This is a genomic window from Streptomyces chisholmiae, assembly GCF_031845445.1.
GTDB classification, from domain to species: domain Bacteria; phylum Actinomycetota; class Actinomycetes; order Streptomycetales; family Streptomycetaceae; genus Streptomyces; species Streptomyces chisholmiae.
Window position 1 is genome coordinate 460,709 of the sequence record NZ_JAVREO010000004.1, and the last position, 17,546, is coordinate 478,254.

The 17,546-nt window shown below is 74.1% G+C and carries 4 protein-coding genes and 1 pseudogene; 3 read left to right on the plus strand and 2 right to left on the minus strand.

The features are described from left to right. Nucleotides 1–37: 37 nt before the first annotated feature. The gene (locus tag RM844_RS09470; protein WP_311666539.1) at nucleotides 38–9,376 is read right to left on the minus strand and encodes a non-ribosomal peptide synthetase/type I polyketide synthase; all 9,339 of its coding nucleotides are present in this window, start codon (nucleotides 9,374–9,376) and stop codon (nucleotides 38–40) included. 1,027 nt (nucleotides 9,377–10,403) lie between these two features. Here RM844_RS09470 and RM844_RS09475 point away from each other — a divergent pair. From RM844_RS09475 to RM844_RS09485, 3 genes and pseudogenes are all read left to right on the plus strand, one after another. Then, nucleotides 10,404–11,378 (plus strand): annotated as a pseudogene (locus RM844_RS09475) (NB-ARC domain-containing protein); the annotation flags it as partial. A 1,530-nt stretch (nucleotides 11,379–12,908) separates the two neighbouring features. Continuing rightward, nucleotides 12,909–13,895 (plus strand): FAD-dependent oxidoreductase, encoded by a 987-nt coding sequence (locus tag RM844_RS09480; RefSeq protein ID WP_311666583.1) that lies wholly within the window; start codon nucleotides 12,909–12,911, stop codon nucleotides 13,893–13,895. A gap of 147 nt (nucleotides 13,896–14,042) precedes the next feature. Beyond that, a complete protein-coding gene (locus RM844_RS09485) occupies nucleotides 14,043–14,723 on the plus strand; it encodes a GntR family transcriptional regulator (RefSeq protein WP_311666540.1) in 681 nt (226 codons plus the stop codon). Nucleotides 14,724–15,262: 539 nt separating this feature from the next. Here RM844_RS09485 and RM844_RS09490 read toward each other — a convergent pair. Beyond that, complete coding sequence (locus tag RM844_RS09490) at nucleotides 15,263–17,482, minus strand: NADP-dependent isocitrate dehydrogenase (protein WP_311666541.1); 2,220 nt, start codon at nucleotides 17,480–17,482, stop codon at nucleotides 15,263–15,265. Between the last annotated feature and the right edge of the window lie 64 nt (nucleotides 17,483–17,546).

Sequence of the window (17,546 nt, forward strand, 5' to 3'; positions counted from 1 at the left end):
CCGGTCCCCTTCCTCGCTGCCCCGTTGTCCCGTTCGCTCATGCGACCGCCTCGTCGGTCAGCGCCGAGCGCACCTGCTCGGCGGTGCGTTCCACCCAGCCGGCGTCCAGCAACTCGGCGTGGCCGCCGACGCCCCGCACCACCGCCGTGCCCGCGGTGCCGGCGCCGTGCCAGCTGCCGGCCGCGCCGGGCGCGTACAGCGCGGCGTTGTCCTGCTCGGTGATCACCGTCAGGGCCGCGTCCACCGTGCCGACGTTGGCCGTGCGGCTGGCGAACTCCAGGTAGTCACGCGCCTGTTGGCGGGTCTCCTCGGCGACCGTCCGGGAGCCGGTGTGCCGCCGCAGGTGGTCACCCAGCTCCTCGTCGAACGCGGTCAGCACCCGCTCGGTCAGCTCGAACGCGGCCAGCTGGCGCGGCGAGTCGACGATCACCAGGTGCCGCACCCGGCGCCCGCGGGCCTGTAGCTCCTTGGCCACCTCGAAGGCGAGGTTGCCGCCCAGCGAGTAGCCCAGCAGGTCCAACGGGCCGGCCGGGGCCAGCTCCAGCACCAGGTCGGCGTAGCGGGCCACCTTCGCGTCCCCGGCCAGGTAGTTGAAGCCGACCAGCCGCCGGTCCGGCAGCTCGGCGGCCAGCCGCCGGTAGACCAGGCCGTGCCCGCCGGCCGGCGGGAAGCAGAACACCGTCGGCTCCCGGTCGGCGTTGAACGTCAGCCACGGCCGGCCGCCGGCCAGCCGGCCGGTCACGATGGCCTCCACCGTGCCGGCCATCCCGTGCAGCGTGGTCACCTTGAAGAGCTGGCCGACCGGGATGGTCACCTGGAACTCCAGCTGGAGCCGGTGGATCAGCTCGATCAGCCGCACCGAACTGCCGCCGGAGGCGAAGAAGTCGTGGTGCAGCCCGACCCGGTGCACGCCCAGCAGCTGCGACCAGTGCGCCGCCATCCGCTCCTCGTACAGCGTCACCGGCGCCTCGTAGGGCACCTCGGCGCCGCCCGCCACCGGGGCCGGCAGCGCGGCCAGGTCCACCTTGCCGTTCGGGGTGAGCGGCAGCCGGTCGACCGCCACCAGGTGGTCCGGGATCGACTGGGTCGGCAGCGCGGCGGCCAGCCGGCGGCGCAGCGCCGCCTCGTCCGGCGGGTCCGTCGGCCCGGCCACCCAGTAGCCGCACAGCACCGGCTCGCCGGCCGCGTCCTGCCGCACCGTCACCACGGCCTGGGCGACGCCCGGCTCGCGGAGCAACTCGGCCTCCACCTCGCCCGGTTCGACCCGGTAGCCGTGCACCTTCAGCTGCGCGTCGGCGCGGCCGAGCAGCCACACCAGTCCGTCGGCGTCCATCGTCGCCAGGTCCCCGGTGCGGTACCGGCGGCGGCCGTCGCCCAGCGGGTCGGCGCCGAACCGCTCGGCGGTCAGCTCCGGTTCGCCGACGTAGCCGAGCGCCACGCCGCCGCCCCCGATCCACAGCTCGCCGGTCACCCCGGGCGGCACCGGCTCGCCCCGCTCGTCCAGCACGTGGAAGGTGCTGCCGGGGAACGGCCGTCCGATCGGCACCATCCGGTGCTCGTCCATGCCGTCGGTCGGGCCCTCGAAGTAGCCGCTGTCGATGGTGGCCTCGGTCAGGCCGTAGGAGTTGATGACCCGGGTGTCGGGGCCGGCCAGCGCGGCCAGCCGCCGGTACTCGCCGACCTTCCAGGAGTCGGAGCCCACCACCAGCAGCCGCAGGAAGTCCAGCCGTTGGCCGGTGGCCTCGCAGTAGCCGGCCAGCGCCCGCACCACCGCCGGCACGAACTCGACCGCGTCCACCGCCTCCTGACGCATCGTCTGGTAGAGCAGCTCGGTGTTGAGGACCAGCTCGCGGTCGGCCAGCACCAGCCGGCCGCCGGAGCCGAGCGCCCGGACCACGTCCCCGAAGAACACGTCGAAGGACGGCGAGGCCAGCTGGAGATGGACCGACACCTCGTCGGCCAGCCGGTACTCGGCCAGCCAACCCGCGTACGCCGAGGCCAGGTTGCGGTGGCTGACCGCAACCGCCCGGGGCGTCCCGGTGGATCCCGAGGTGAAGACCAGGTACGCCGGGCGCTCCCAACCGGCCGGGTCGTCCGCCGCCGGCAGGTCCGCCGGGCCGTCGGCCGGGTCCGGCTCGCCGGTCGCCGTCAGCTCGGCCAGCGGCACCACCGGGCCGGCCAGCCCCGCCGGGGTCACCTCGCCGACCAGGGTCAGGGCCGCGCCGGCGGTGCCGGCCATGGTCGCCAGCCGGCGCGCCGGATACCCCGGGTCCAGCGGCAGGCACGCCGCACCGGCCCGCCACACGGCCAGCAGCGCCACCAGCAGCTCGGGCGACTTCGGCAGGCAGAGCCCCACCACCGAGCCGGCCGTCACCCCGCGCGCCCGCAGCCGCCTGGCCAACGCCTCGGCCCGCTCGTGCAGTTCGCCGTAGGTCAGGGTGACGGGGGAGCCCAGCACCCCGGGAGTCACCGCCGCCACCCGCTCCGGCGCCGTCTCCGCCCACCGGGCGATCAGCCGGTGCACCGGCTCGGTGACCGGCACGGTGCGCCCGGCCCCGCTCAACTCGCCCAGCAGCCGGTCCCGTTCGGCCGCGCCCAGGATCGGCAGCGAGGTCGCCTGCCGGTCGGCCGGCGCCTCGGTCAGCGCGGTCAGCAGCCGGGTGTAGTGGTCCGCCATCCGGCGCACCGTCGCCGGCAGGAACAGATCCGAGTTGTACTTGAGCACGCAGTGGAACCGGCCGTCCGCCGCCTCCTCGTAGGCCGACAGCGTCAGGTCGAACTGCCCCTCCTCCTCCGGCAGTTCGATGTACTCCAGCCGGTAGCCGTACTTCTCGGTCGCCACCTTGTGGTGCAGCAGGATGAACATCGCCTGGAAGACCGCCGACCGGCTCGGGTCGTGCCGCAGCCCCAGCCGCTCCACCAGCAGCACGAACGGGTACTCCTGGTGGTCCAGTCCGCCCAGCACCACCGTCCGCACCCGGTCCAGCAGCTCGGCGACGCTCGGCTCGTCGGACAGGTCGAGCGCCAGCGGCAGCGGGTTGACGAAGTAGCCGTAGACCGAGCCGAACTCCTCCTGGGTGCGGCCCGTCACCGGGCTGCCCACCACCACCTGCCGCTGCCCCGAGTACCGGTGCAGCAGCAGGTAGTACGCCGCCAACAGCACCATGAAGACGGTGGTGTTGTGCGCCCTGGCCAGCTCGTGCACCCGGGCGCTCAACGTCGCCTCCAGGGCGAAGAACTCCGAGCCGCCGTTGTGGGTGCGCACCGCCGGCCGGGGCCGGTCGGTCGGCAGGTTCAGCACCGGGGTCTGGGCCGGCAGCCGGTCCCGCCAGTAGCGGAACATCCGCTCCGCCTCGGGGCTGGCCAGGAACGCGTTCTGCCAGTTGAGGAAGTCCAGGTAGTGGGTGGTCGGCGCGGGCAGCTCACCCGGGCCGCCGCGCCGCAACTCCTCGTAGACGGCCAGCAGTTCCTCGATGAAGGTGAAGGTCGAGATGGCGTCCGAGACGATGTGGTGCACGGCCTTGGTGATGACCCACCGGTCGTCCGCCCGCCGCAGCAGCCGGAACCGGACCAGCGGGTCGAGCGCCAGGTCGTACGGCTTGCGGTACTCCCGGATGATCAGCTGGTAGATCTCCGCCCAGGACTGGTCGGCGACGTCCAGCACCGCGCAGTCCGGCCGCGCCTCGGGCGCGATCCGCTGCACCGGCTCCCCGTCCTCCAACAGGAAGTTGGCCCGCAGCTGCGGATGCCGATCCAGCAGCCGGCGGTACGCCTCCAGCATCAGCTCCGGGTCCAGCTCGGCCCGCACCTCGACCGCGCCGCCGATGTTGTAGGCGAAGCCGTCCGGGTCCAGCTGCTTGAGGAACCACAGCGCCTTCTGGTTCTGCGTCAGCGGGTAGCACGCCGGGTCGGTGAACACCTCGACCGCCGCGCCGCCGTCCGTCGTCGCGTCGTCCGCCAGCCGCTCCAGCAGCTCGCCCCGCAGCTGGTCCACCAGCTCGCCGACCCCGGAGCCGCTCAACAGCGCCACCACCGGCAGCGCCACCCCCAGCTCGGCCTGCAACCTGGCCCGCAACTCCATCGCCAACAGCGAGTCCAGGCCCAGCAGTTGCAGGCTGGTCTCCGGCACGAGCCGGTCCGCCGGCACCCGCAGCACCGCGCTCACCACGGCGGCGAACCGCTCGGTCAGCAGCCGCTCCCGGCCGGCCTCGTCGGCCGCGGCGAACGCCGCGCCGAAGGCGTCCGGCTGGCCGGCGCCGCCGGTCGGGCCGCCGGCCGCCGGCGCCGCGCCGGCCGCCAGCTCGGCCACCAGCGGCGGCGGCACCGCCCCGTACCAGGCCAGGAACGTCGGCCAGTCCGCCACCGTGGCCACCAGCAGCTGCGCCACGTCCTGCCCGATCACCCGCTCCAACACGGCCATCCCGGCCGCCGGGCTGAGCGAGGTCATGCCCCGGCTGTGCCGGTAGTGCTCGACCAGCCCCAGCTCCTCGATCATGCCGGTGGCCCACGGCCCCCAGTCCACGCTGAGCGCCGGCAGCCCCAACGCCCTGCGGTGGTGCGCCAGCGCGTCCAGGAAGGCGTTGCCCGCCGCGTAGTTGGTCTGCCCGGCGGTCGGCAGCCAGGCGGCGACCGAGGCGAAGAGCACGAAGTGCTCCAACGGCTCCCCGGCCAGCTGCCGGTGCAGCGCCCAGGCGCCCAGCACCTTGGGGTCGTGCACCGCCGCGAAGGTCTCCGCGTCCATCCCAGGCAGCAGGGTGTCCCGCACCTCGCCCGCCAGGTGGAAGACGCCCCGCACCGGCGGCAGCGCCGCCGCCCGGTGCCCGGCCAGCCAGTCGGCCAGCGCCGCCTCGTCCGTCACGTCCAGCGTGACCGGCGTGACCTCGGCCCCCAACGCCTCCAACTCGGTGACGAACCGCACCCGTTCGGCCGTCCGCCCGGACAGCTCCGGGTCCCGCCACCGGGTCCGCGCCGGCAGCGTCCCGCGCCCCAGCAGCACCAGCCGGCGCGCGCCCCGGCGCACCAGCGTCCGGCACAGCAGCTGCCCCAGCGCGCCGAACGCGCCGGTCACCAGGTAGCAGCCGTCGGCCCGCAGCCGCAACGGCAGCGGCCTGGTCAGCCCGTCGGCCGGCCGCAGCCGGCAGGTGTACCGCCGGCCGCCGCGCAGCGCGACCTCGTCCACCGCCTCGTCGGCGCCCGCCGACAGCTCGGCCAGCAGCGCCTCGGCCTCCTCGCCCGGGCCGGCCGCGCCACCCGTCTCCAGGTCCACCAGCCGCCCGGGCCAGCCGGTCAGCTCCTGGTAGCGCAGTACCCGGGTCACGCCCCAGGCGCGGGCGCCCAGCGGCGCCACCGGCTCGCCGGGCCGCACCGGCTGGCTCCCCCTGGTCACCACGTGCAGCCGGCCGGGCTCCCCCCGCTCCAGCAGCGCCCTGGCCAGGGCCACCAGCGTGAACGGCGCCAGCGCCGCGTCCCGCGCCGGCCGCGGCCCCGGCTGCTCCGGACCGTGCTGGTCCAACGCCCACAGGTCCACCACCGCGGTGAAGTCACCGCCGGTCGCGGCCAGCAGCCTCGCCAGGTCGTCCGCCGAGCCCGGCACCAGCGTCGACTCGCCGGCCACCGGGTCGGTGCGCCCCACCTCGCCCGGCCGCACCAGGTGGCAGCGGCCACCGCGGGCCACCACCAGCTTGGCCAGCGCCTCGGCCACCCCGCCGGGCGCGTCGGCGAGCACCAGCAGCCGCTCGCCGGCACCGGCCGACTCCACGGCCAGCGGCGGCAGTTCGGACCACTCGGGGACGCTCAGCCAGCCGTCGACGGTGGCCGGCGCGACCGCGCCGGCCGCGCGCTCCACGTCGGCGGCGCGGAAGCCGCTGACCGCGCCCACCCGGGTCCCGTCGTCGGTGTGCAGCGTCAGCTCGCCGACCAGCAGCTCCGGACTGCGCTCGGTGACCCGCGCCCGCACCCACAGCGGGCCGGCGCCCCAAGGGGTCAGCCACACCTCGTCGATGGAAACCGGCAGCCGCACGGCGCCCGCGCCGTCCGCCGGCTCCGCGCGCACCGCCCCGGCCAGCAGCGTCTGGAAGCACGCGTCCAGCAGCACCGGATGCAGCTGGTGGCCGGCCCCGCCGTTGCCGTCGTCGGCCGCGGCCGGCAGCCGCAGCCTGGCCAGCGCCTCACCCGGGCCCAGCCACAGCTCCTCGATCCCCCGGAACGCCGGCCCGTAGTGGTACCCGCGCTCCGCGAGCGACGCGTACACCGCGTCCCCGGCCAGCCGCTCCGCCGCCCGGCCGCGCACCGCCGCCAAATCCAACGGGGGGCCGGCCGAACGGGGTTGGCCGCCGCGCACCACGCCGCTGGCGTGCGTGGTCGGCTCAGGTCCGCCCGTCGCGACCACGTGGAAGGCCGCCGAGTCGGGGGCGAACGCCAGCCGCACCCGGGTGGCCCGGTCCGCCGGCAGGAAGAGCGCCCGGCGCAGCTCCAGCTCGGCCACCACCGTCTGCTCCCCGCCGGTCAGCGCCCGCACCGCCTGGGCCGCCATCTCCAGGTAACCGGCCGCCGGGAACAGCGCGTTGCCCTCGATCCGGTGGTCCCGCAGGTAGGGCGCGCGCTCCAGGTCGAGCGCCGCCTCCCAGGCCGGCGCCGCCCCCGGCAGCCGCCGGCCGAGCAGCGGATGGTCCTCGCGCCCCAGGCGCACCCCGGCCACCGCCGGCGGCTCCGTCCAGTACCGCTCGGCCCGCCACGGGTAGGGCGGCAACGGCACCTGGCGGCCGGCCGGTTGCAGCGCGTGCCAGTCGATGTCGGCGCCCAGCGTGAAGAGCGCGGCCAGGGTGCGGGCGACCTGCTCCGGCTCGTTCTCGCCACGCCGGATCGACGGCAGCGCGACCCCCGGCACCTCGCGGCGGGTCAGGCACTCGCGGATCGCGTGCCCCAGCACCGGGTGCGGTCCTATCTCCAGGAACAACTCGTAGCCGTCGTCCACCAGTCGGTCCACCGCCGCCTGGAACCAGACGGTGTCCCGCACGTTCTGCCACCAGTAGTCGGCGTCCAGCTCCTCCCCGTGCGCCACCGCGCCCGGCCTGGCCGTCAGATAGAGCGGCACCCCGGCCCGGCGTGGCTTGAGTCCGGCCAGCGCCGCCCGCAACTCGCCCTCGATCAGCCGCATTCCGGCGCTGTGGTAGGGCACGTCCACGTCGAGGAAGCGGGCGAAGACGCCCTCGGCGGTCAGCTCGTCGGCCAGCTCGGCGAGGGCCGCCGCGTTCCCGGCCAGGGTGACCGAGCCGGGGCCGTTGACGGCCGCCAGGTCGATCAGCCCGTCGTGCGCCCGGACCCGGCGGGCCGCCTCGGCCTGTGGCAGACCGGCCGCCAACATGCGGCCGGTGCCGACCAGTTGGTGCTGGAGCCGACTGCGGTGCACGGCCACAGTGACCGCGTCGGCCAACGTGTAGACGCCGGCCTCGTAGAACGCCGCGATCTCGCCGGTGCTGTGCCCGACGATCGCGTCCGGGGTGACACCCCTGGACCGCCAGAGCGCGGCCAGCGCGATCTGGAGCGCGAAGTTGGCCGGCTGCGCCAGCCAGGTCTCCGCCATCCGGGAGGCGTCCTCGTCGGCCAGCAGCTCGTCCCGCAGCGACCAGTCCACCAGCCGGCCGAACTCCCGGTCGCAGGCGTCGATCACCTCCCGGTAGACCGGCTCCTCCGCGTACAGCCGCCGCCCCATCGCCCACCACTGCGGGCCCATCCCGGTGAACACCCACACCAGCCGCCGGCGCAGCCCCTCGCGGCGCTGCCCGGTGGCCACCAGCCGGTGCGGCTCGCCGCGCTCGGCGGCGGCCAGCGCCTCGGCCAGCTCGTCGGCCGAGCCGTAGGCGACGGCCAGCCGGTGCGCCTGATGCTCCCTGCGGTGCGCCAGCGTCCAGCCGAGGTCGGCCGGCGCGCTGTGCGCCAGCTCGGCCCGGACCGCGCCGGCCAGCGCCGGCAGCGCCTCGGCGGCCCGGCCGGTCAACGGCAGGACGCCGTAGGCGGGTCGGGGCGTCGCCAGGTCCACCGGCGGGGGCGCCGGCGGCTCCTCCAACAGCACGTGGGCGTTGGTGCCGCCGAACCCGAAGGCGTTGACCCCGGCCCTGGCCGGCCCCTCGCGCGCCGGCCAGGGAGTGGCCTCCCGCGGGATGCGGAAGCCCAGCCCGGCCTCCTCGATCTCCGGGTTGAGCCGGCGCAGGTTGATCTGCGGCGGGATCACCCCGTGCCGCAGCGCCAGCGCCGTCTTGATCAGCCCCGCGACGCCGGCGGCCGACTCGGTGTGCCCGATGTTGGCCTTGACCGAGCCGACGTAGGGCACGTCCCCCGGGGCGCGGCCCACGGCCAGCGCGCGCCCCAGGGCCGCCGCCTCGATCGGGTCGCCGACCGCCGTCGAGGTGCTGTGCGCCTCCACGTACTGGAGGTCGCCCGGCGTGATCCCGGCCCGGGCGCAGACCTGCTCGACCAGCCGCACCTGGGCGTCGGCGCTGGGCACGGTGATGCCGCTGGTGTGGCCGTCCTGGTTGACCCCGCTGCCGATGATCACCGAGTGGATCGGGTCGCCGTCGGCCAGCGCGTCCGCCAGCCGCTTGATGGCCACCAGCGCCACGCCCTCGGCCCGGACGTAGCCGTCGGCCGAGGCGTCCCAGGGGCGGGAGAGCCCGGCCGGGGAGAGGAAGCCGCCCTTGCTCTCGGCGATCGTGTACTGCGGCGCCGAGTGCAGCAACGTGCCGCCGGCCAGGGCCAGTCGGCTCTCGCCGCGGCGCAGGCTCTCGCAGGCCAGGTGGACCGCGACCAGCGAGGAGCTGCACGCGGTGTCCAGCGAGAGGCTGGGCCCGCGGAAGTCGAAGCAGTACGAGATCCGGTTGGAGACCATCGTCATCATGGTCCCGGTGGCGGTGTGCGCGGCCAGGGTCTCGAAGTCCAGGTCGGCGAACTGGAGGATCTTGTAGTCCAGGGTGAAGGCGCCGACGAAGACGCCCACCTCGGTGCCGGCCAGCTCGCCGGGCCGCTGGCCGCCGTCCTCCAGCGCCTCCCAGGCGACTTCGAGCAACTTCCGCTGCTGCGGGTCGAGTTGCTCGGCCTCGCGGGGGCTGATGCCGAAGAAGGCCGGGTCGAAGGTGTCGAAGCCGTCGATGTAGCCGCCGCGCCCGCCGACCAGCCGGCCGGGCTTGTCGCGGTCGCCGCTGGCCAGGGTCGCCACGTCGTAGCGGTCGCGCGGCGTGGCGGTCAGGCAGTCCCGGCCGTCGAGCAGGTTGCGCCAGTAGGCGCGGTGGTCGTTGGCCCCGCCGGGGAAGCGGCAGCCGATGCCGATGATGGCGAATCTGTCGGGCTCAGGGAAGGAGGGGACGGGGAGTGTGTCCTTCATCTGCATTCCTTCGGGGATGCCCCCGGCGCTGGCCGGGGGAGAAAAGGAACCTGCGGTGAGCGGTGAGCGGGGCAGCGGTGCGTGGCGGACGGGTGGCTGGGGTGGACGGGACGGGTGGACGCCGTCGGTCACCACCACCGGCCGCGGGTCACGGACGGCTGGACGGCTGGGGGCGGGCGCGGCGGCGCGCGCGCCCCCGCGGGTGAGGGCACGGATGTGGGCATGGGCCTGGCCGGGAGTCGGGGGCGACGGAAATCGGGTGACGGAGATCGGTGCGACGGAAATCGGGGCGACGGGGAAGGGCGCGGGAACGGTCGGCCGGACAACGGGGTTGGTCTGCGGAACTCACCTTTGTGGCGAGCGGGACACGCCGAGAGAAACGGGAAAGTCCTACCGGACCTGCTCGTTCGGTGACTCGATTCGTTGATGTGCCCTCATGGTAAAGGCGATGTGTGTCCGGGATGGGTCGCATGGGAGCTTCAACGTGCGCCGGCGTAACGGGAATTAACCGGGTGAATGCCGATCGCGCGTCTCTGAAGTGCGGCGTTGGGGGGTGCCTGGGGGTCGCTCACGGAGGCGCGTCAATGCTTCGGCGTCCCCTGAACCGGCGATGAGGTGAAAAGGCTTTCGAATTCGGCACCGTCGGTCGGGGCGACCGAAAACAGGGGGCTGCCGCGCCGATCAACGCGCGCCCCGGCGCGCGCTCCCCGCGGCACGAACACCTAACGAGGCGCCTTTCCGCGCCCTGGCGCGCCACCACTCAAGGACGCATTTTCCGTACCCGAGAACACCGAAAAAGAAAATTCAGCAGCCAACACATGTCATTCCCGATCACCCGAACCTCGCGGTAGCGCGCGCCGGTATCCTGCGGCCGGTCTCGACCCCGAGAACTTCCGGAACGGCGTGGTCACCGGCAGCATGGACGGGCGGACCAGCGGGGAGCGGGTTCGTGTACCTCGGAACCCGAGGAGATCCGGCGCAATCAGAGACCAGGGGTGGGGGCATGTGGGGAGAGTTACCCGGCCAGATGGCATCGGCGGCGAGCGAGGAACTGACGCGAGGGGCGATCGACCTGGGGAGCCGGGGGCTGCGGTCGACGGCCCGCCGTATCGCGGGACTGCTGAAGTCCGTAGGGGACGGCGAGGCCGATGAGTCCACGACTGGCGCGGACCGGGCTGCGCTGATCGCACGGCTGGGTGAACTCATCGACCGGGAAGCATCGGGGGACCGCCTGGCGCTGCTCGCCCGGTTCAACAGCGAACTGGGGCTGCGACTCACCGACCGGGAGATCACCGAGCTGATCAGGCCTACCGGGCGAGGCACCTTCCTTCCGGTGCCCACCGACTACTTCACCGACCGGGAGACGATTCGAGCCGAGGTCCGGGCGGTCCTGGGAGAGGCCCCCGGGGGGTGTGGGGCGGTCTGGGTGTTCTTCGGCCTGCCGGGGGTGGGCAAACGGTCCCTCACCGCTGAGTTGGCAGCGGAGTTACGCCCCGCGTTCCCCGACCGCTGCTGGTACGTGGACTGTGCGCCCGGCGCGCGGGGCCGCGCATCCGCCGGTGAGGTCCTCGAACGCCTGCTCCGCGAGCTGGGAGTGCCGGCCGGCCGGCTCCCGGTGGCCCGCGAGGACCGGCTTGCCCTGATCGGCCGCCTCCTTGCCGGCGAGCCGCACCTGGTGTTGATCGACGACCTCAACGCTTCGGAGGACCTGCGGGATCTGGTGGCGCGCATACCGCACTGCGTGCTTCTGGTGACCTCCGGGCAGGCAATGTCTGGTCTGGACTCGCGCGCCGTGCGGTCCCGGCCGGTGCCGCCGTTCGCCGTCGACGACGGTGTCACGCTGTTCCGGGCCCTGTTGCCCGGGCGGTGTGCTGACGCGGACCGATCGGCCATCGAGGAGGTGGTTCGGCTTTGCGGCGGGTTGCCGCTGGCGATACGGATCGTGGCTGCGCGGGTGGCTGCCGGCGGGCAGACGCGGTGGCGCGCGGTGGCCGACAGCTTGTCGGAGGAGCGGGGGCGGCTGCGTGGGCTGGCTGTGCGGGGCGATGCACGGCTGGACATGCGGGTGGCCATCGACTACGGACTGGGCTGCCTCCCAGACGAACTCCGCCAGCACATCACGGTGTTGGGGCTGCTCTTCACCGACGAGTTCGCGGTGGCTGACGCGGCCATGCTGTTGGATCTGCCGTTGCCGGAGACGGCCCACCTCCTGGCTGACCTCGCGTACTTTCAACTGGTCGAGGAGGTGCCGAGGGTCGCCGACCGCTACCGCTTCACCGTCGGACTGGTACGACTTGGCGCCCGGGAGGCGGCCAACGACGTCCTGGCGCCGGCCGAGCGCCTGGCGGCACGCGAGCACCTCGCCCGAGGGGTGCTGGGTCGGGTCATCCAGGAGGCGCTGCGGATCATGCCGGAGCGTTGGTGGTTGGGCGAGGAGATCCAGCGACGCCAGCGGGCGGAGCGTTCGGTGGGACCGGCGCCGTCCGAGGTGATGCGTGCATCCCGCGAGGCGTTGCTGCGTCTGGAGCACGAGCGGGCCACCGTTGTCGCGGTCTGCCGTTGGGCTGCCGCTCGAGACATGCCCCTGCTGGTCTGTGAGCTGGTCGAGGCGGCCTGGCCGATGTTCTTCCTGGGGCGCACCACCCCGGAGTGGCTCGAGTGCGGGGAGCTGGGTTTGGCCGCCGCGCGACGGCTGGCGGATCGCCGGTGGAGCGGGCGCATGCTCAGCCAACTGGGCTTCCATCACTACCTGCTGGGCGAGCTCGCGGTGGCGGACGAACACTTCTCGATGGCCTTGGCCGCTGACCGGGAGGCCGGCCATCTTCGGGGGATGGCCACGGCCGTCGAGGCGCGGGCGCTGGTGTGCTGGAAATCCGGGCAACCAGGGGCCGCCCTGGCTCAGTTGGGGCAGTCCCGAGACCTTGTGCGGATGGCCACCGGCTGGCCGGACGGACCGGAGCGGGCCGAGGGACTTCTCTGTCACCACACCGGCCGGGTGTTGGCCGCGCTGAACCAACCAGAGGCGGCGCTCGCGGAGTTCGCGGCGGCGGAGCGCATGTTGGGCGGGCTGGCAACCGTGGACGTATACAACATCGGGCGGGTGTGGACCAGCCGGGGGCAGCTGCTGCTCGATCTCGGCCGCCCGGCCGAGGCGTTGGGATGGTTGGAGCGCGCGGCCGAGCGGATGACCGCGCTGGCGGCACCGGGGCAGGTGGCCGATGTCTCACTGTTGCTGGGACGGGCCTGTGCCCGCCTGGGCCTGACGGAGCCGGCGATCCGCAACCTCATCACCGCGTATCGGGAGTACCGGGTCTTCGACCCTGCCACCGCCGGGCGGGTGTGGGGGGAGCTGACCCGGCTCCAAGGGACAGCCGGCAGGACCCCACCCACCGGGTGGGAACACCGGCCGGCTGACCGGCGTCCGCATGCGCCTTGGGCGCTCCGCGCGGCGCGCAGCGCGGGGCCGGTCGGTGTCGTCGGGGTGCCGTTCGCGTGGTCCCGGGTGGGAGACTCCGCGGCGGAGGTGACGCGGATGGGAAGCGCGCGACGGGGCGGGAGCGTCGAGGACGAGGTGCTGGTCGTGGGTGGCGGGGTGAGCGGGCTCACCACGGCCGTGGTGCTGGCCGAGGCCGGGCGGCCGGTGCGGCTGGTCAGCGACCGCGCGCCCGGGGAGACCACCTCCGCCGTGGCCGGCGGACTCTGGGAGCCGTACCTGGCCGAGCCACGGGAACGGGTCGCCGAGTGGGCGTTCCGCACCCTGCCGACGCTGGTCGCCCTGGCCGAGCACCCGGCGGAGACCGGGGTGCGTATGGTCGAGGGGATCAAGGCGCAGCGCACGCCGGAGCCCGTCCCGCCGTGGTGGCTGCCGAGCCTGCCGGGCGCGCTACGGCCGTTGCGCGCCCCGGAGTTGCCGCCCGGCTTCCGCTCCGGATACGCCGCCACCATGCCGCTGCTGGACATGCCGCACTACCTCGGCTACCTGACCGACCGGCTGCGGGCGGCCGGCGGTCGGATCGAGCGGCGTCGGCTGCGCTCCCTCGACGAGGCCACGGCGACGGCCCGGCTGGTGGTCAACTGCACCGGGCTGGCCGCCAGGAAACTGGTGCCGGATCTGGAAGTCCGGCCGATCCAGGGTCAGTTGGTGGTAGTGGAGAACCCGGGCCTGGACCGTTGGCTGGTCGCCGAGCCGATCGAGGGGGAGGAGAGCCTCTATCTTCTGCCGCAGCCGGGCGGCCTGCTGCTGGGCGGCACCGCCCGCCGGGACCGCTGGGGGACGGAGCCCGACCCGGAGCTGGCCGCCCGCATCGTGCGGCGCTGTGCCCGGGTCTTCCCCGAGCTGGCCACCGCCCGGGTGCTCGAACACCGCGTCGGGCTGCGGCCGTTCCGCCCCCGGGTGCGGCTGGCGGCCGAGCCGACCGGCGACGGCCGGGTCACCGTGCACAACTACGGGCACGGCGGCTGCGGGGTGACGGTCTCCTGGGGTTGCGCCCGGGAGGCAGCGGGGCTGCTGCCCCGCTGAGCGGAGGGCGTCCTTCCCCTTCGACCGGCGCGGCCGTTCCGTGCAAGATCATCCCGACCACTACGGGCAGTTGGCCCGCTCCGCACGGCCCCGTCGCCCGGGCGCCGGGGCGGCGCGGGCTACGAGGGAACGCCAAAGAGGGACGCCATGACCGATGCCGGCAGTGCACGACTACCCGTCCGCAAACGGGAGATCCTCCGGGAGGCGGTCGCCAACGCGCTGCGCGCGGCCGTGGTCTCGGGCGAGTTGGAGCCGGGGGTGGTCTACTCGGCGCCCGCGCTGGCCGGTTGGTTCGGCGTCTCGGCCACCCCGGTGCGGGAGGCCATGCTGGACCTGCTGCGCGAGGGCATGGTCACCTCGGTGCCCAACAAGGGCTTCCGGGTCACCGAGATCTCCCCGTCGGACGTGGCCGACATCGTGGAACTGCGGCTGTTGATCGAGCCGGCGACGGTGCGGCGGGTGGTGCCGCTGGTGCCGACCGCCGACCTGCCGGAGCTGCGCCGACTCGCCGAGCAGATCGTGCACCACGCGGCACGCGGCGACCTGCTCGGCTACAGCGAGGCGGACCGCTGCTTCCACCTGGCGCTGCTGGAGTACGGGGGGAACCGGACGCTGGTCGAGACCGTCTCCCAACTGCACGCCCGCACCCGCCTGTCGGGCCTCTCCTCGGTGGCCGGCCGAGGCCGGTTGCGGGCCGCGGCCGAGGAACACCTGGTGCTGGTCGAGCTGTTCGCCCGCCGCGACCCGGCCGCGGCGGAGGCGCTGATGCGCCGCCACATCGGCCAGATGCGGACCACCGAGCCGGGGGACGGGCCGGCCGCCGGCTGACCCGAGCGCGGCTGACCCGCACGCCGCCCGGCCGGTGGATCGCGATCGGCCGGCGCTGGCACCGGCCGGAGTCAGCCCGGTGTCGACCAGGACTGACGGAAGCCGACCGGGGCTGGCGTGGGCTCGCCCGAAACCGACCACGTCCGACCGAGCCGGATCCCGTCGCCCCGGCCCGCCGTGGGCCGTCCAGGGGCGGCCGGCAGCCGGCGACGCCTGAGCACGGCCGGCCCGAAACAAACCAGGGTTGACCGGAGTCGGCCACATCCGACCACGGTCAACCAGCACTGGGCTACGACGGGTTGCGCCGGCCCGAAGCTGACCGGGGCTGACCGAAGCCGGCCCAGGACTGCCTGAGTCGGGCAGAGTCGGTCCGCTCCTGGCCAAGGCCGGCCCGGTGTGATCCGGGCCGGCCGAGGCAAGCTCCCTGGTCGGGCCCGGCCGACCCTTGGCCCGGAGCGGCCCGGGCTCAACCAGTCCCACCCCCGCCGGCCGGAGGCCGGCCGCCCGGGCCGGCCGCCCGGCCCGGGCGGGGGCCCGGCTCAGCCCAGCGTGGCCAGCGCCTCGTTGAAGGTCGTCGACGGGCGCATCACCGCCGCCGCCTTCTCCGGGTCGGGCAGGTAGTACCCGCCGATGTCGGCCGGGGAGCCCTGGACGGCGACCAGCTCGCCGACGATGGTCTCCTCCTGCTCGCTCAGCGTCTTCGCCAGCGGCGCGAACGCGGCGGCCAGCGCCGGGTCCTCGCCCTGCCGGGCCAGCTCCTGCGCCCAGTAGAGGGCCAGGTAGAAGTGGCTGCCGCGGTTGTCGATGCCGCCGAGCCGCCGGCTGGGCGACTTGTCCTCGTTGAGGAAGGTCGCCGTCGCCCGGTCCAGGGTGTCGGCCAGCACCTGGGCCCGCGCGTTGCCGGTCCGCTGCGCCAGGTGCTCGAAGCTGACCGCCAGCGCCAGGAACTCGCCCAGGCTGTCCCAGCGCAGGTAGTTCTCCTTGACGACCTGCTGCACGTGCTTGGGCGCCGAGCCGCCGGCCCCGGTCTCGAAGAGGCCGCCGCCGTTGATCAGCGGCACCACCGACAGCATCTTGGCGCTGGTGCCCAGCTCCAGGATCGGGAACAGGTCGGTCAGGTAGTCACGCAGCACGTTGCCGGTCACCGAGATGGTGTCCTCGCCCCGGCGGATGCGCTCCAGCGAGAAGGCGATGGCGTCCACCGGTGCCAGGATCTCGATCCGCAGCCCCTCGGTGTCGTGCTCCGGCAGGTAGGCGCGGACCTTCTCGATCAGGCTCGCGTCGTGCGCGCGGGTCTCGTCCAGCCAGAACACCGCCGGGTCGCCGGTGGCCCGGGCCCGGTTGACGGCCAGCTTGACCCAGTCGCGCACCGGCACGTCCTTGGTCTGGCACATCCGCCAGATGTCGCCGGCGCCGACCTCGTGCTCCAGCACCACGGCGCCGGCCTCGTCCAGCACCCGGACGGTGCCGGCGGCCGGGATCTCGAAGGTCTTGTCGTGGCTGCCGTACTCCTCGGCCTTCTGCGCCATCAGGCCGACGTTGGGCACCGAGCCCATGGTGGCCGGGTCGAACGCGCCGTTGGCCCGGCAGTCGTCGATGACCACCTGGTAGATGCCGGCGTAGCTGCTGTCCGGGATGACGGCCAGGGTGTCGGCCTCCGTGCCGTCCGGGCCCCACATGTGGCCGGAGGTGCGGATCATGGCCGGCATCGAGGCGTCCACGATGACGTCGCTCGGCACGTGCAGGTTGGTGATGCCCCGGTCGGAGTCGACCATGGCCAGCTCGGGGCCGTCGGCCAGCTCCGCGTCGAACGAGGCGCGGATCTCCGCGCCCCGCGGGTGGTCCTCCAGGCCCTTGAGGATGCTGCCCAGGCCGTCGTTGGGGCTGAGCCCGGCCGCGGCCAGGGTCTCGCCGAAGGCGGCGAACGTCTTCGGGAAGAAGGCGCGCACCACATGGCCGAAGATGATCGGGTCGGAGACCTTCATCATGGTGGCCTTCAGGTGCACCGAGAACAGCACGCCCTCGGCCTTGGCCCGGGCGATCTGCGCGGTCAGGAACTCCCGCAGCGCCGCGACGCGCAGCACCGAGGCGTCCACGATCTCCCCGGCCAGCACCGGCACCGACTCCCGCAGCACGGTGGTGGTGCCGTCCGCGCCGGCCAGCTCGATGCGCAGCGAGCCGGCCGCCGGCAGGATCGCCGAAAGCTCACTGCTGCGGAAGTCGTCGGCGGTCATGTGCGCCACGTTGGTCTTGGACTCCGCCGTCCAGGCGCCCATCCGGTGCGGGTGGCTGCGGGCGTAGTTCTTCACCGAGGCGGGCGCCCGGCGGTCCGAGTTGCCCTCGCGCAGCACCGGGTTGACCGCGCTGCCCTTGACCCGGTCGTAGCGGGCGCGGGTCTCGCGCTCCTCGTCGGTGGCCGGCTCGTCCGGGTAGTCCGGCAGGTCGTAACCGGCCTCCCGCAGCTCGGCGATGGCCGCCTTCAGCTGCGGGATGGAGGCCGAGATGTTCGGCAGCTTGATGATGTTGGCCTCGGGCGTCTTGGCCAGCTCACCCAGCTCGGCCAGCGCGTCCTCGACGCGCTGGCTCTCGGCGAGCCGCTCGGGGAAGCTGGCGATGATCCGGCCGGCCAGCGAGATGTCCCGGAGTTCGACATCGACCCCGGCGGTCGCGGCGTAGGCCCGGATCACCGGCAACAGGGAATACGTCGCCAGGGCGGGGGCCTCGTCGGTTTGTGTGTAGATGACGGTCGAGTCAGTCACCGGGCGCTCTCCACTCCACGTCTGCAACATTGCTTGACATCAAGATATCCCGTGCGTCCAGGAG

Bases quoted from the DNA above. Each gene is read 5' to 3' on its own strand.
- RM844_RS09480 (WP_311666583.1), top strand. From the start codon at position 12,909: ATGGGAAGCGCGCGACGGGGCGGGAGCGTCGAGGACGAGGTGCTGGTC.
- RM844_RS09485 (WP_311666540.1), top strand. From the start codon at position 14,043: ATGACCGATGCCGGCAGTGCACGACTACCCGTCCGCAAACGGGAGATC.
- RM844_RS09470 (WP_311666539.1), bottom strand. From the start codon at position 9,376: ATGAAGGACACACTCCCCGTCCCCTCCTTCCCTGAGCCCGACAGATTC.